At 68.8% G+C, this 14112-nt stretch carries 16 protein-coding genes; 6 read left to right on the forward strand and 10 right to left on the reverse strand.

The features are described from left to right. Window positions 1-125 precede the first annotated feature (125 nt). The 4 genes from egtD to MUY22_RS01170 form a co-directional block, all read right to left on the reverse strand. Complete coding sequence (gene egtD, locus MUY22_RS01155; protein ID WP_247056058.1) at window positions 126-1106, reverse strand: L-histidine N(alpha)-methyltransferase; 981 nt, start codon at window positions 1104-1106, stop codon at window positions 126-128. Next, window positions 1103-2785, reverse strand: coding sequence for a GMC oxidoreductase (locus tag MUY22_RS01160; RefSeq protein ID WP_247056059.1), 1683 nt, complete (start codon window positions 2783-2785; stop codon window positions 1103-1105). The genes egtD and MUY22_RS01160 overlap by 4 nt, the downstream gene beginning before the upstream one ends. After that, window positions 2778-3533: a gluconate 2-dehydrogenase subunit 3 family protein gene (locus tag MUY22_RS01165; protein WP_247056061.1), complete on the reverse strand. Its 756-nt coding sequence runs from the start codon at window positions 3531-3533 to the stop codon at window positions 2778-2780. The genes MUY22_RS01160 and MUY22_RS01165 overlap by 8 nt, the downstream gene beginning before the upstream one ends. 143 nt (window positions 3534-3676) lie before the next feature. Continuing rightward, complete coding sequence (locus MUY22_RS01170; RefSeq protein ID WP_247056063.1) at window positions 3677-4891, reverse strand: thiolase family protein; 1215 nt, start codon at window positions 4889-4891, stop codon at window positions 3677-3679. Window positions 4892-5095: 204 nt separating this feature from the next. Here MUY22_RS01170 and MUY22_RS01175 point away from each other — a divergent pair, with 204 nt between their 5' ends. The 3 genes from MUY22_RS01175 to MUY22_RS01185 all read left to right on the forward strand — a co-directional run bounded on the left by MUY22_RS01175 (window position 5096) and on the right by MUY22_RS01185 (window position 6518). Then, window positions 5096-5653: a CAP domain-containing protein gene (locus tag MUY22_RS01175; protein WP_247056065.1), complete on the forward strand. Its 558-nt coding sequence runs from the start codon at window positions 5096-5098 to the stop codon at window positions 5651-5653. 161 nt (window positions 5654-5814) lie between these two features. Next, window positions 5815-6162, forward strand: coding sequence for a hypothetical protein (locus MUY22_RS01180; RefSeq protein WP_247056066.1), 348 nt, complete (start codon window positions 5815-5817; stop codon window positions 6160-6162). 23 nt (window positions 6163-6185) lie between these two features. Continuing rightward, entirely contained in the window at window positions 6186-6518 is a 333-nt protein-coding gene (locus MUY22_RS01185; protein ID WP_247056068.1) for a hypothetical protein, read from the forward strand. Window positions 6519-6551: 33 nt separating this feature from the next. Here the strand turns inward: MUY22_RS01185 and MUY22_RS01190 are convergent, their stop codons facing one another. The 4 genes from MUY22_RS01190 to MUY22_RS01205 form a co-directional block, all read right to left on the reverse strand. Next, a complete protein-coding gene (locus tag MUY22_RS01190) occupies window positions 6552-6746 on the reverse strand; it encodes a hypothetical protein (protein WP_247056070.1) in 195 nt (64 codons plus the stop codon). A gap of 109 nt (window positions 6747-6855) precedes the next feature. Further along, entirely contained in the window at window positions 6856-8262 is a 1407-nt protein-coding gene (locus tag MUY22_RS01195; RefSeq protein WP_247056072.1) for an amino acid permease, read from the reverse strand. A 102-nt stretch (window positions 8263-8364) separates the two neighbouring features. Next, window positions 8365-9006 (reverse strand): hypothetical protein, encoded by a 642-nt coding sequence (locus tag MUY22_RS01200; protein WP_247056074.1) that lies wholly within the window; start codon window positions 9004-9006, stop codon window positions 8365-8367. Window positions 9007-9285: 279 nt separating this feature from the next. After that, complete coding sequence (locus MUY22_RS01205) at window positions 9286-9855, reverse strand: hypothetical protein (RefSeq protein ID WP_247056076.1); 570 nt, start codon at window positions 9853-9855, stop codon at window positions 9286-9288. Between the two features lie 301 nt (window positions 9856-10156). Here MUY22_RS01205 and MUY22_RS01210 point away from each other — a divergent pair, with 301 nt between their 5' ends. The 3 genes from MUY22_RS01210 to MUY22_RS01220 all read left to right on the forward strand — a co-directional run bounded on the left by MUY22_RS01210 (window position 10157) and on the right by MUY22_RS01220 (window position 12121). Next, a complete protein-coding gene (locus MUY22_RS01210) occupies window positions 10157-10642 on the forward strand; it encodes a hypothetical protein (protein WP_247056079.1) in 486 nt (161 codons plus the stop codon). After that, on the forward strand, window positions 10642-11064 hold the full coding sequence (locus tag MUY22_RS01215; RefSeq protein ID WP_247056081.1) for a cold-shock protein: 423 nt from the start codon (window positions 10642-10644) through the stop codon (window positions 11062-11064). The genes MUY22_RS01210 and MUY22_RS01215 overlap by 1 nt, the downstream gene beginning before the upstream one ends. Window positions 11065-11296: 232 nt before the next feature. Next, window positions 11297-12121 carry a GntR family transcriptional regulator gene (locus MUY22_RS01220; protein WP_247056083.1) on the forward strand — a complete coding sequence of 275 codons (825 nt, stop codon included), beginning with the start codon at window positions 11297-11299 and terminating at the stop codon, window positions 12119-12121. Window positions 12122-12129: 8 nt separating this feature from the next. Here the strand turns inward: MUY22_RS01220 and MUY22_RS01225 are convergent, their stop codons facing one another. Next, entirely contained in the window at window positions 12130-12669 is a 540-nt protein-coding gene (locus MUY22_RS01225; protein WP_247056085.1) for a hypothetical protein, read from the reverse strand. Window positions 12670-12761: 92 nt separating this feature from the next. Next, a complete protein-coding gene (locus MUY22_RS01230; RefSeq protein WP_247056087.1) occupies window positions 12762-13052 on the reverse strand; it encodes a hypothetical protein in 291 nt (96 codons plus the stop codon). Window positions 13053-14112 lie beyond the last annotated feature (1060 nt).

Raw genomic sequence — 14112 nt, forward strand, 5'->3', positions numbered from 1 at the left:
CCCCTCATCTGAGCTGAACACTCCCTCACGTCGACGATGTTCCCGTGCTCCGGCGGATGATCCGACCACGCACGACGACGGTGAGGCAAGGCGAACGGCGGCCCCGGGCAACGGGTCCGCCCTTTCTACCGAGGGAGGACGGCTTGGGCCAGGCTCACGCCGTAACGCTGCCGCGAGTCGGTCCACCAACGATCGAGGGCGAACCCGGCCGCCGACAGCTCGGCGTCGACGCCACCCTGGCGGAACTTCGCGGAGATCTCCGTACGGATGTGCTCTCCGGCGGCGAACCGCACGGTCAGGCCGGCACCGGGGATTTCGATGGTCAGCGCCCGGCTCGCGCGCAATCGCATCTCGATCCACTCGTGCTCGGCGTCCCAGCAGGACACGTGCTCGAACTCGTCAAGGTCGAAGTCCGCGCCGAGCCGGTCGTTGATCACCCGCAGCACGTTCTTGTCGAACGCCGCGGTCACCCCCGCCGCGTCGTCGTAGGCGCGTTCCAGGACGTCCGGCGCTTTCACCAGATCGGTCCCCAGCAGGAGCCATCCGCCCGGGGCGAGCACACCGCGCAACGAGCGGAGCAACGCCGCGCGTTCCTCCGGCAGGAAGTTGCCGAAGGTGCCGCCGAGGAAGGCCACCAACCGCGGACCGTCGCCGGGAAGCCGGTCCAAGGGCTGGGTGAAGTCACCGATGACCCCGCGGACCGTCAGTCCCGGATAGTCCCCCGAAATGGCCCCCGCGGCGGCCGCCAGCGCCGATTCCGACACGTCGAGCGGGACGAACTCCGTCAGGGTCCCGTGGCCGGAGAGCGCGTCGAGCAGCAGCCGGGTCTTCTCGCTCGAGCCCGAGCCCAGTTCGATGAGCGTCCGCGCGCCGGTCAGCGCCGCCACCTCGCCGGCGTGCGTGGCCAGCACCTCACGCTCGCAGCGTGTCGGGTAGTACTCCGGCAACTGCGTGATCTTCTCGAACAGCTCACTGCCCACGTCGTCGTAGAACCACTTCACCGGCAGCCACTTCCGGGCCGCGGTCAACCCGGCGACGACGTCCGCACGCAACTCCGCGGTAGCGGCCTTGCTCTGACGGCGGTGGTCGAGGTCGATTTCGGTCATCTGCCGGCTCCCGCCAGGTGGTGGGCGTTGCGCAGCGCCACGGCCAGCAGGGTCAGCGTCGGGTTCGCCCCGCCCGACGTGGCGAACACCGAACCATCGGCCACCTGCACGTTGTCGGTCCCGTGCACCCGGCCCCACGGGTCGGTCACCGACGTCGCCGCGTCGGTCCCGGTCTGCATGCCACCGAGGACGTGCTTGGTGTCCGGGACCGCGCCGGGCACCGTCACCGGAACGGCGGCCGCGACCGAGGCGCCCGCGGTTTCCAGCAGCAAGGTCAGCAGCGGGATCACGAAGGCCTGTGCGACCTGCTCGTGGCGGCCAGGCGCCCAGGTGATCCGGGGTACCGGTACACCTTGGACGTCGCGGACCGACGGGTCGAGGTCGATTCGGTTCGTCAGGTACGGCAGGTCGTGCCCCACCTGCGACACCCCGATCAGGCGGTCGCGGAGCAGCGAGGCCCGCATGAGCTGTTTGAAGGTCCGCCCGAACGGCTTCAGTGGCTGAAGCACGGACAGCAGCGACTGGTAGATCAGGGCTTCGGCGATGACACCCTGGCCACCACCCAGTTCGCAGAGCCCGCCGCGCAGCCAGGGAAGCCCGTTCAGCGCGGCGAAGGCCCGAGCGCCCGGGAAGTCCGGGTCGTTGAAGTCCTCCAGGCACTGCGTCTCCGAGCCGCGGTTGCGGTAGGTGTGCAGCCGCTCGGTCAGGAAGATGCCGAAGCCGTCGGTGAACGAGTGGAACATCAGGCGCCGGCCGGTCCGGCCGCTGCGGTCGGGCAGGCCGGACAGCAGCGCGAGGCGCGCCGTCTCGATCGCCGAGGCCGCGAGCACGACGACGTCCGCGGTCTCGACGCCACTGCGGCCGTCGGAGGCGATCCACCGCACCCCGGTCGCGCGGGCGCCGCTCAGCTCGATCCGGACCGCCTGGGTCTCGGCACGCAGCTCGGTCCGGCCGGTCAGCAGCGCCCGGCGCAGCGGGTCGAGGGCACTGCCGCGGGCTCCGGTCACGCAGCCCTGTGCGTTGCAGAAGCCGCAGTTGGTGCACGCGGGACGCCCGTTGTAGGGCCGGGAGTTGATGCCCTGCGGGAACGCGAACGGGTGCCAGCCGAGCTTCTTCGCCGCCGAGGCGCAGAGGGCCGACGCCCGTTGCTGCGGCCCGGGTGGCATGGGGAACGGCTTCGTGCGGGGCGCGTGCTTCGCCGCCGGGCCGGTGATCTGCGCGACGTCGCCCTGGACGCCGATGAGGGCCTCGGCCTCGTCGTACCACGGCGCGAGGTCGGCGTAGGAGAACGGCCAGTCGGCCACGTCGGCGCCGGGTTGCGGGCCGAGGGCCGAAAGTTCCGCGAAGTCGATGTCCCAGAACCTCGGCGTCGCCCCGCCGTAGTGGGTCATGCCGCCGCCGACCGTCACTGGCAGCTCGTTCACCGGCCCGGTCACGGCCGTTTCGGCGTCCTTCGCGCGGAACGTGCGCGGGTACGCGAGCGGGTCGGGGTCTTCGAAGTGCCGGAGGTTCTTCAGCTCGTCGTTCGAGAACTCCGTGACGGGCGGCCACGTCGTGGCGATGTCCCCGAAGTAGTTCGGACCCTTCTCCAGGACGACGACGTGCCAACCAGCCTCGGCGAGCACCATCGCGGTCGCCGCACCGCCCGCGCCGCTGCCGACCACAACGGCCTTACGCATGCTTGCCTCCGGAGACGACCGCCTGGTGGGCCCGGCCGGCGACGGCGTCGCTTCCCCGCAGGAGGGTGAGGAGGGCCGCGACGACACCGGTCGGGTCCACGAGGGACAGTTCCTGCCGAGCCAGCTGCTCGGCCGTGTAGCCGACCGGCTGGCTGTCCCCCGGGTAGCCGATCTCGAGCCAGCCGCGTCCCTCGATGTTCCCGCCGTATTCGGGGTTCGCGTACATCCCCTCGATGGTGTGCTGGAACAGCGTCGCGGTGAAGGCCGCCGAGGCGAGCACCGCGTCCTGGCGCAGCGGTCCCGCCGCGGCGAAGTCACCCCCGGCGCTCTTGTCGAGGTCCGCGATTCCCGCGGTGTACCGGGCCTGCAGATCGGCGATCCGCGCTCGCCACGCCTGCGCGCTCGCGGCGCCGGGGTGGGTAAAGGTGGCCATGTGATCCGGCCCGCCGGCCGGGCGGTCGCTCCACGGGCCGCCGGTGAAGATCCGGGGTGGGTCGAAAGTGAACAGGCCCAGCATCGTGTCCAGATAGGACACCACCCCGAGCTCCGCGGCACCGGGATGTCCGGCCTCGAGCGGATCGTCCTGAGGACCGGGCACGAGCCGCCGGGTCGCCGCGTCCAGCACGGACGCTTGGTGCGTGGTGAAGTACCGGAGCGCGGGGGACGCCATCGCCTCCGCGACCAGGCCGGGCACGAGGGCGGCGAGCGGGAGCAGGCTGGCCACGCCCAGCACACGCCGCCGGCTCAATCCGGGTCCTTCCGGGAACATGGCCACCTCCTCGCACCACGACTGGCTCTCGGAGCGGACGCTATGCCCCGCCCCGGCGCTCGTCGAGGAACGTTCCTTCTGGTGGAACGCCGGGTGCCGGCACGGGTCCCGGCGAACCGGCCTCAGGCGGCCGCCGCCGGGTTCTCCCAGATCACGGTGCCGCCCATGCCGATGCCGATGCACATCGTGGTGATGCCGTACCGCACGTCGGGCCGCTCGGCGAACTGGCGCGCGAGCTGCGCCATCAGCCGGACACCGGACGAGGCCAGCGGGTATCCGCAGGCGATCGAGCCACCCCAGGGATTCACGCGCGGATCGTCGTCAGGGAGGCCGAAGTGGTCGAGGAAGACCAGCACCTGCACCGCGAAGGCCTCGTTGATCTCGAACAGGCCGATGTCGTCGATGCCCAGGCCGGTGCGCTTGAACAGCTTCTCGGTGGCCGCGACGGTGCCGGTGCCCATGAGTTCCGGCTCGACGCCGGCGAAGGAGTAACCGACCAGCCGCATCGCGACCGGCAGGCCCAGCTCGCGGGCGGTGTCCTCATCGGCCAGCAGCGACGCCGTCGCACCGTCGTTGAGCCCCGACGCGTTGCCGGCGGTGATCCGGCCGTCCGGCCGGAACGGCGTCTTCAACCCGGACAGTGTCTCAAGCGTGGTGCCGGGCCGCGGCGGCTCGTCCTCCGTGGCCGGTTCGGCGGCGCCGATGTCGACGGGAACCAGGTCGGGCCCGATCTTGCCCGCCTTCGCTGCTTCGGCGTAGCGCTCCTGGCTGCGTACGGCGTAGGCATCGGTGCGCAACCTGGTGATGTCCGGGAACCGGTCGTGCAGGTTCTCAGCGGTCTGGCCCATGACCAGAGCAGTCGGATCCAGCAGCTTCTCTTCGAGAAACCGCGGGTTGAGGTCGACGCCTTCGCCCATCGGGTGGCGGCCCATGTGCTCGACGCCGCCGGCGATCGCGATGTCGTAGGCGCCGAAGCCGATGCCGGACGCGGTGGTCGTGACGGCCGTCATGGCGCCGGCGCACATCCGGTCGAGGGCGAAACCGGGCACCGACTTCGGCAGCCCGGCCAGCAGCGCGGCGGTGCGGCCGATGGTCAGGCCCTGGTCGCCGATCTGCGTGGTGGCGGCGATGGCCACCTCGTCGACGCGCTCGGGCGGCAGCTCCGGGTGCCGCCGCAGCAGCTCCCGGATGGCGTTGACGACCAGGTCGTCTGCGCGGGTCCCGGCGTAGATGCCCTTGTCGCCGGCCTTGCCGAAGGGGGTCCGTACCCCCTCGACGAAGGCGACGTTGCGTACCCCTCGCGCGTTCGGCGCAAGCGGCGTTGCTGGTGCGGCCACGAATGCCCCCCGGGGTAGGCAGAAGTCATGGCGGCAGGCTAAGCACCACCGGTGGGCGCACCCCACGATGTGGCACGTTCGTAGGAGAAACCCTCGTGGGCCGGTTTCTTCCGGCACTAGCCACAATGGACTTGACCGACCACCCGTGGGGGCGGTGTTAGTGTGGGGCGAAGGTGTCCGCCTCGAGAGCCTGGGAGGAGCCTCATGCCCCACGGCCGCCGCAGGAAGCGCACCGGCGCTCTGGCCCGGTCCCGCGAGGCGAAGCCGCTGCGCCGGATCTCCGCGCCCGCTGTCGAATCGGTTCTGGGTGCCTCGGCCACACCGCGCGACACGGCTCCGGCCGACTCGTCGTTCGCATCGATCGTCGGCAGCTCCGCACACCAGGCGCGGCACGAAGACGCGGTGACCCGGTTGGTCAACGCGATCCGCACGAAATCCGGCCTTCCGCCCTTGCGCACGGACGAGCGGCTGCGAGCGGCTGCGCGGGGGCACAGCAAGGACATGGCGCGCCGCGATTTCTGCGCGCACGTCGACCCGGACGGGCGAGCACCGGCCGATCGGATGCGCGCCGCCGGACATCCACGGCCGGGCGGGGAAAACGTCGCGCGCGGGCAAGAGGATCCTCGCACCGTGGTGCAGGCGTGGCTCGACAGCCCGGGGCACCGCGCCAATCTGCTGAACGCCGAGTTCACCACCATCGGCGTCGGCGTCCACTTCCTTTCCGGCAAGGGTCCCTACTGGACGCAGAATTTCGGCTACTGACGCGTGCCCTTTTGTCACTGGTTGACGCAACCAGAAAAATGAGACACTCGGTACATGAAAATTCACGCAGATCGGGAACACCGGCGGCGTTATCGTGCCGCCGGGCAATACGCCCCACCGGTGATCATGCGGCCCTGATCGGCAGACTTCGCCGAGCGCCCTTGCTGCCCGCGCTGTTCGTCTCCGGAATCGAACACCAATCCGCGGCAGCCATCGTGCGGGCAGCATTGCCCGCCGTGCGCCACGAACGGCACCGCATCCACTGGTTGCTCGAAGAGCACCTCTTCCTCGACGACGAAACGATGGCCGGCGTGCGGGTACTGGCCCACTGGGACTCGCACCTGGGCCGCGCCCGGATGGAGCTGACGGAAACGAGCGACCCATACCTGTGGGAGCGGATACTGACCACCTTCGCCGAATGGGAACGGTCCGGCCGTCCGGTGACACCGGCCCGAATCACCGAAATTCGATGTTCAGCTTCCGGTAATCCCCCTATCGGAGTGCGTTAACAGCTTTTCGTCATGCTTGTTCCATGACCGATCGCGCTCTCGTCGTGGACGTGGCCGAACTCGACCGGTACGCCGGATACCTGTCGACGGCGACCGTGCCCGAACTGGCCGGCATCGCCGACGGGGTGGAGCGGCTCAGCGGCGGCAACATCAACGCCTTCGGCGTCTTCGTGGGCCAAGTCCTCGGCGGTCCCTGCCGTCTCGCAATGCACGGGCTCAGCGGCCACCTGCGAGACCTGGCGGACGACCTGTCCGCCTTGGTGGACGACGTCCGGAACCTCGCCGTCACCTACGACCGGACCGACGAAGAGAACGCCGGGAAGATGGTCGGCGGCAATCCGGACCGAGCGGCCTGAACACCACCCGCCGACCTGGTGACCACTCCCGCCTCACTCGGCAGGCCCCCGGATTTCCCGCACCAGACGGAAGCCCGAGTTCGCCGTTTTCTCTGCGGATTCCGGGGTTGCTCGGTCGCCGCCGCGGACCTCTTCGCGCAACCGCTGACCGGCCGCGCGGTCGAACCAGGACGACCAGAAGCGTTCCGGAGTCAGCACGAATTCGTAGTCCACATCAAACTTCGCCATGCGTTTCACATTACGGAAAAAGTGACACCGCTGTCGATCACTCATCGGTGTCACAGGTGTCACAAGCCGCAAATAGGGTCCGGACGGCCGCGGCCGTCCGGACCCTGATTCAGCGAGAGCCGACGCGATTCCGTTCGCCGGCCACCCGGTTGCGCGACACGAACCGCCAGCCGATGGCGAGCAGCACGGCCAGCACCGGAATCGAGTAGAAGGCTATTCTTTCCGGGCCGTCGGAGAACCCCATCAACACCAGGACCAGTACCAGGAACCCCAGCGTGGCCCACCCCGTGTAGGGCGCGCCCGGCATCCGGTACGACGGCCGTTCCAGTTCACCGCGCAGCGCTGCTTTCCGCAGCCGCATCTGGCAGATCACGAGCGTGGCCCAGGTGCTGACGACACCGATCGACGAAATCGCGACCGCGATGTCGAACGCTTCGGACGGCACCAGGTAGTTCAGCACCACGCCGAGGACGTAGGCGGCGGACGTGAACAAGATGCCACCGAACGGCACCTGCTTCCGGTTCAAGCGGCCGGTGAATGCAGGAGCCTCACCCTTCTCCGCCAGTGCACGCAGAATGCGTCCTGTGGAGTAGAGCCCGGAATTGCAGCTCGACAGTGCGGCGGTCAGCACCACGGCGTTCATCACGTCACCGATGCCGGGGATGCCGAGCAGGCCGAAGACGGTCACGAACGGGCTTTCCCCGCTGTGGTAGGACGACCACGGCAGCAGCATCGCCAGCAGGACCACCGATCCCACGTAGAAGAACGCGATCCGCCAGATCACGCCGTTGATCGCCTTCGGCAGGACCTTGCGCGGGTTCTTCGTCTCGCCGGCCGTGATGCCGACGACCTCGATGGCGGCGTAAGCGAAGACGACCGCCTGCAACGTCATGAACGTGACCCCCAGCCCCGCCGGGAAGAACCCGCCGTGACCGGTGAGGTTGTGCACCCCCGCCGTGCTCCCGCCGACGTGCGCGGCGGTGAGCACCAAGCCCAGGCCGGTCACCAGGAACACCACGATCGCCAGCACCTTGACGACGGAGAACCAGAACTCGAGTTCCCCGAACATCCGCACCGAAACCAGGTTCACCGCGAGCAGCACGGCCAGCGCGGCCAATGCGGTGATCCACCGGGGCAGCCCGGGCAGCCACTTGTGCACGTAGATCGCGACCGCGGTGATTTCGGCGATCCCGGTCATCGCCCAGTTCAGCCAGTACAGCCAGCCGGCGGCGAACCCGGCCCACGGCCCGACGAACTTCCGGGCGTAGGTGACGAAGCTGCCCGAACTCGGATCGTGCAGCACCAGTTCCCCGAGCGCCCGCATGACGAAGTAGGCCGCCACGCCACAGAGCGCGTAGGACAGGATCAGCGCCGGGCCGGCTTGCTGCAGCCGGCCACCCGCGCCGAGGAACAGCCCGACCCCGATCGCGCCACCGATCGCGATCATCTGGACGTGGCGGTTGCCCAGCGCTGTGGAATAGGTGTCGGTACTGCCCTTTACCTGGGCGGAATCCATTGATTTCCCCTCGTGTTGTGGACAGAGCAAAGCCCGGTGCCCGCGCATGACGAAGCCTGCCCGGATCCGGGCGCAGAGAACGGCCACCCGTGTCCGGAACGGCTAGCCGGCCAGAAGAGACGGTTTTCCCCAGTTCGGCCTGCGCGCGAGCACGGCTCGCTGGTCGCCCGGGCAGGTGAACCTGAGGAATGCCGGAGCACAACGCTCAGGATGACGCACCGGAAGCCGGAAACTCAGCTTCGTGTCCCCCGTCGCGGGACGGTAGTCCGCCTCAGCGGGTTCGAGGGAGGCAGCGGAAACGAACTGTCGGCACACCGTCGTCATCTCCCCGACCGGCTCGTCGGTCGTGAAGCCGAGATAGGTCTCCCGCTGCAGCCTTCGTTCGACGGTCAGTACCTCCGGCGGCAGCCGGAAGCCTTCCGCCGGTACGGCGGCGAGAACCGCGATGGACCGGTGGCCGTGTTCCGCCGCGTGGACCGAGCCCTGCACCGCAAACACCGCCACCGAGCCGTCACGAAGCCCGTACCGGTCCCGGAGTCGCGCGGTTGCTTCGCCGTCCACGACCGGCTCGCCGGCGACGATTCCGCGGTGCCGCAAGAAAGACACGACTTCGCCGGCGTCTCGCGGAAACACGAGCAGACCGGCCTCGTCGAACCGGCAGGACGGGACCCGGACCCGGCGCAGCCCGGGCGACGTGCCGACCAGTGCCTCGACCGCCGACGACCGGGCAAGCAGGTCGGTCAATGAGGTCACCCTGAAGACATCCACACAATTGAGCATTCTGGGTCTTCCCATTCACGAGAGGGAGAGCCGATGCGATCGACCGAATCGACCCGATTCACGGCGACGGTGCCGAGACCTCGCCTGCCGGGACGTCCCGGACTGATCGGGAACTCTACCCGCGCCGGGAACCGCGGCGGCTCGGTCAGGTCACCCGGAGGGGAAACCCCCACCAATCAACCGGAAAACCACGTTTCTTGATGTCTTCTTGAGAATGCGCGATTCATACCGTGCGAAGCGTGCTCAGGCGTCCAGCTTCAGATCGCCCACGTACCACTTGCCGTCGACCTTCTTGGTGGCGAAGGAGATCGCGAACGAACTCGTGTCCCCGGTCGCGCCCACCAGTTCGAGCTCGTGCAGCGAACGCCCGTCCAGGCGGACCGCCGTGTCCGGCACGCTCACGTCGTCACCCGGCGCCGTGATGTCGTCGGTTTCCACGACACCCAGCGGTGGCAGCTTCACGCCCGGCTTGGCCCAGGCGTCGCGCAGCCGCTTACCGACTTCGTCCGCTCCCTTGCACACGGACCGCGGATCCACCCCGTCTTCGACGGCCGGCGCTCCGGACAGGCACGCCTCCGCATAGGAGCCTCGCAGGATCAGGGTGACCCACTGGACCACCGCGGCGCCCGGGGACGCCGCAGCCACCGGCGCGGTCGTCGTCGCCGAACTGGGTGCCGGCGCAGCGGACGCCGGCGGGCCCGGCGTACCGGCCTCGGCGCCGCCGGGCGCCGCGGCGGTGGTGCCGCAGGCGGCCAAGCCGCCTGCGACCAGCACCGCGCAGCCGAATCGGCGGCCGTTCTTCGCGAATACCATCGGAACCTCCTCGGTGAATGCGAGCGGAACCCGAACTTAGAGCCGGCGACCGGGGATCCGGCCGGATTTGCCCGGCGGCACGAGGACGGGGGAGATTCCCCCGTTCGGCCGAGTTCGCCCGGATGTGGCCGCCACGATCCGGTGCCCGAAGGTGCAGACTTGCCTGCCGATCGCACGGTGCGCACCCGCACGCCACTGGCTCCCGCCTGACGCGCGTGCGACCTTCCGAACTGATCACCGATTTGGAGAATCCTGTGGTACCAAAACAGGTGAAGCACGGGGGAAAGCAGAGGAGATCGCGATGAAAGCAGCGTTACGCATCGCCGTCGCGGCCGGATTGCTGGGCTCCGCCGGTGTGCACCTCTACCTGTCGACGCAGCCCGCCTCAGGCATCATCGGCCCGCTGTTCCTCCTGAACGCGATCGCCGGGCCACTGATCGCGATCGGCCTGCTCTTCTGGCGGCACCGCCTGATGGTCTGGCTCGCCGTCGACTTCGGTGTCGCCACGCTAGGCGCCTACACGCTGGGACAGACCATCGGCGTCTTCGCCGACATGCCCCACTTCAGCACACCGCCGGAATACCTGGCGGCCGCGACCGAGGCTGTCTGCGTCGTCGGCGGCGCTCTGCTGCTGTTCCTGCACCGGCGGGACGCGAAAGCCGCGGCCAACCCGCCTGCCGAACCGCCTGGCTACGTCCTGCCCATCCTCCTGGAGGGCGACCGCGAAGTGGTGGGACGCACCGGGCCGTGGACGGCGGAGTACCCAGCACCCGAAGGCGGTCGATGATGCACGAAGGCAAAGTGGTCCGGTTCGACGAGATCCGCGGTTACGGGTTCGTCGCCCCGAACGCCGGCGGCGAAGACGTCTTCCTCCATGTCAACGACCTCCAGTTCGACAAGCGGCTGCTCGGCCCCGGCGTATTCGTGAAGTTCGATGTCGAAGAGGGCGATCGCGGGCTGAAAGCCTCCCGCGTCGGGTTGATCGACCGCGAGCGCGACAGTCTCTCGCGCCCGGCGAATTCGAGCCCGAAACCGGCCAAGGAAACCGAAGACGACGGCATGTGCGACGTCCTGACGGTCAAGGAGTTCCTTGAGGAAGTCACCGAGTCGCTCCTGGGCGCCGCACCCGCGATCACCGGCGAGCAGATCGTCCTGATCCGGCAACGCCTGGCGCAGCTCGCGCACAACCACGGCTGGGTCGAGACCTGATCTCGCGGCGGCATCCCCCGCAGCCACTTCGGACCACACACGCCCCGATACGCGGCGTGCTGCCCGGAAACGCGCATTACCGGCAACGGGCACGTTGCGCGGTGGCTTGACGACCACCCGCAATCCCCTTCCCGTTTCTGTTTCACACACGCCTGAATTCCTCTTGACCGATCACGAATCGACGTGATGTCTGCTATATTGGGGATATCACTCAGGAACAGGCGGTACCCCAGTGTCGATCCGCGAGCTGCTGTCGGGCCAACCCGGCCTGCGCATCGGCGACCCGCGGCAAACGACCGTCGAGCTGCACGCCTATCTGCGCCACCTCATCATCGGGGGGACCTTCCCGGAAGGCACGGAGCTCAAGCAGGCCGAATTGGCCAGGATCCTCGCGGTCAGCCGCACTCCGCTGCGCGAAGCGTTCCGCATGCTCCAGGAGGAAGGGCTCATCTCGGCCGATCCGAACCGGCGCAGCAGGGTCCTCGGCCTCAACCCGGAGCAGCTCGATTCCCTGTACGCGGTGCGCATCACGCTCGAGTCGCTGGGCGTGCGGCTGACCGCCGGCAGCCTTGACCGGTCCGAGCTGCGCGCCGCTACCTCCTGCCTGCAGGAGATGGAGCGCACGGTGCAAGCCGACGACCTGGCCGGCTGGGCGGTCGCCCATCGCCGCTTCCACCGGCTCTTGGTGTGCCGCGCGGGCGAGACGGTCCTGCGCACGATCATCACCTACGCGGAGATGAGCGAGCGCTACGTGCGGATCGACCAGCTCAAGAACCCCGGCGGCTGGGACCAGCGGCACGCGGAGCACGTCGACATCCTGGCGGCCGTGCGCGCCGGTGACGTCGACACCGCCGTGCTACGCCTGGCCCAGCACCTCGCCGGCACGGCTTTCCGGGTGATCGAGCGCGCAGCCCCGGGCCTCGGGACGCCCGCTGTCCTGAGCGCGCTGGAGCTGATCACCGCCCACAGACGGCCCGAACCGGCGGTGGCCGGTGACGCCGCGACCGGACAGCGAGCCGTCAACTCTCCGCCCCGGGTGCGACGCGGTTCCCGGTGACCTCCGAATCACGCACGGTTCGCTTCTTCTTTCGCGATGTTTTCCAACCGGCAACGCGGGTGCCAGAACTGACCGAGTCGTCCGTCCACCTTGATCGCGTGCTCGACTTCGGCGGGGGCCGGCCAGAGCTGCACCAAAGCCTCCTGCGTCCCCTCCGACCGACCGCTGCGCAGGTGGTAGCGAAGCTCGTAGTCCCCCGGCCCGGCCGGTAATCGGCCGAGCAGTCCGGCCAGGCTCCCTTCCCAGTCGAGCACCACCGGCTCGCCGCGGGGCGACCAGTACCGACGCTGGACGACGTCCTCGTACTTCTCGCTGACATCGACGGGTTTCTCCTCGGCGATCTGGAAACGCACCGCCACCGACTGCGCACCGGCGTCGACCAGAAGCTTCACCTCACCACCACCGCCGCCGCTCACCAGGCCACGCGGCCTGGTGATATCGGCGCCTCTGCTGCGGATTCCTTCGCTGATGAGAAAGAACGGCAAGTCCGTACGCACGTCCACGTCGAAGGTAACGCAACGCGCAGTTGTGGATTCACTCGAAGACATGATGTCACTGTCATACCCCGGCAATTCGCCGAGAAGGGTCGAAGTAAGCCAGGTCACGCACCAACAGCCAGCGGAATTGCCCCCGTGGACGGTCAGTCGCGAACGTAGACGAATTCGTCCGTTTTCGTCCGGCACAGTAGTTCCACCGCGGACCGGAGCTGCTCGGTGGCCCCTTCCCCGTCACCCGCGTCCGACGAGCGCATCGCCTTCGCAGCATCGGTGAGCGCGACCAGGAGATCGACGTAGGCATCCCGCACCCGCCCCTCGGGCTGCAGGACGGTCATGCTCGCGAGTTCGTCGACGCACCGGTCGAAATGGCCGGCCAGCTCGAGGTGCGGCAGGAGAACCTCGCCGGAACCCCCGGACCGCGGAAACGCCAACATTTCTCCAGATCCTCCACGTCGCCGATCGCCGTCGAGAGCCACAATGTCCCCCCTCGCTCCGCCCAGGTGCCGCCGTTCACTAAGCCAGTCTGCCAGGACTCACCGCAAACAATACCGCCGTTCAGTGGAATAGAAAAGGCGTACCAGATCGAAAAACGGGAAAATCCGGTCTCCGAAAAAACCGCGTTTCCGGCCACGCCGGGGTGACGCGGTCGCGGTGACGGCAATCATGGATGGACGACCAACCAGGCGACGACCAACTGGTCTACAGTGATCACCCGGAGTGATCGGTCAGGCTCGCCGCGGCTCGGCACCCACCGGGGTACGCCTCGCCGAAGTGCATACACTTGCCGCCCTGCACTGTCGCGCCAAGTGATCACCCGGCTGATCCCCGCGATCGCCAGGAAGTAACCGGTCGGCCGGCGCCGAAATCCGCCAGTTCGCAACACTGCGTTGCCAGGCGCTCAGGCACACGGCTTCCGGAGCGGCCGTCGCGATCACCGGGGCGCGGCACCTCGGGACACCCCGTTGCTGTGCCCGCAACGACCGAGCCGGCGGGCGGAAGCCGAATTCACCACCACCGGCGGCGAAAGTAACCGCAAAACGTCGATCACCGGCATCCGTTCGCGTTTCACCAAAGAACCAAAAGGAAATCAAAAGCGCGTCGCGTCGCTGGGCGACACTGGACCGGATCGGCTTTCTACGAGAACAGTGTCACCCGGATGGCCGCAGCGGCCACGAGCTTTCCGGCACCACGGCCGCGAGCCAGGACGGACGGCCTCACACCGCGCGCCACCGGCCGGCACCCCGGGGGACAGCGACCGCGGCCGGACCGCCGACCTCGACCATCACCGGCCTCCGACGGTTCTGCCACGACACCCCGGCGCCGATCACTTCTTAAGCACTCTCGCGCTGGTGAAAGCCCCCTGGGGCCTCCGCTGGCCGGCCACGACCCGACTCCGGTTCACCGGCCGGGCGGTCGCGCAGCAGCCGTCCGGCACCCCGGCGGACCCCTCCGGAGTCCCCGGCCTCGCCACGCCGGAACGAGCCCACGACCCGA

The sequence above is a fragment of the Amycolatopsis sp. WQ 127309 genome (assembly GCF_023023025.1).
Lineage (GTDB): Bacteria > Actinomycetota > Actinomycetes > Mycobacteriales > Pseudonocardiaceae > Amycolatopsis.

What these genes read in the sequence shown, in the direction of transcription:
- MUY22_RS01185 (WP_247056068.1), top strand. Translation starts at nt 6,186, where the DNA reads ATGACCGATCGCGCTCTCGTCGTGGACGTGGCCGAACTCGACCGGTAC.
- MUY22_RS01190 (WP_247056070.1), bottom strand. Translation starts at nt 6,746, where the DNA reads ATGGCGAAGTTTGATGTGGACTACGAATTCGTGCTGACTCCGGAACGC.
- MUY22_RS01175 (WP_247056065.1), top strand. Translation starts at nt 5,096, where the DNA reads ATGCCCCACGGCCGCCGCAGGAAGCGCACCGGCGCTCTGGCCCGGTCC.
- MUY22_RS01160 (WP_247056059.1), bottom strand. Translation starts at nt 2,785, where the DNA reads ATGCGTAAGGCCGTTGTGGTCGGCAGCGGCGCGGGCGGTGCGGCGACC.
- MUY22_RS01210 (WP_247056079.1), top strand. Translation starts at nt 10,157, where the DNA reads ATGAAAGCAGCGTTACGCATCGCCGTCGCGGCCGGATTGCTGGGCTCC.
- MUY22_RS01230 (WP_247056087.1), bottom strand. Translation starts at nt 13,052, where the DNA reads ATGTTGGCGTTTCCGCGGTCCGGGGGTTCCGGCGAGGTTCTCCTGCCG.
- MUY22_RS01195 (WP_247056072.1), bottom strand. Translation starts at nt 8,262, where the DNA reads ATGGATTCCGCCCAGGTAAAGGGCAGTACCGACACCTATTCCACAGCG.
- MUY22_RS01205 (WP_247056076.1), bottom strand. Translation starts at nt 9,855, where the DNA reads ATGGTATTCGCGAAGAACGGCCGCCGATTCGGCTGCGCGGTGCTGGTC.
- MUY22_RS01215 (WP_247056081.1), top strand. Translation starts at nt 10,642, where the DNA reads ATGCACGAAGGCAAAGTGGTCCGGTTCGACGAGATCCGCGGTTACGGG.
- MUY22_RS01225 (WP_247056085.1), bottom strand. Translation starts at nt 12,669, where the DNA reads ATGTCTTCGAGTGAATCCACAACTGCGCGTTGCGTTACCTTCGACGTG.
- egtD (WP_247056058.1), bottom strand. Translation starts at nt 1,106, where the DNA reads ATGACCGAAATCGACCTCGACCACCGCCGTCAGAGCAAGGCCGCTACC.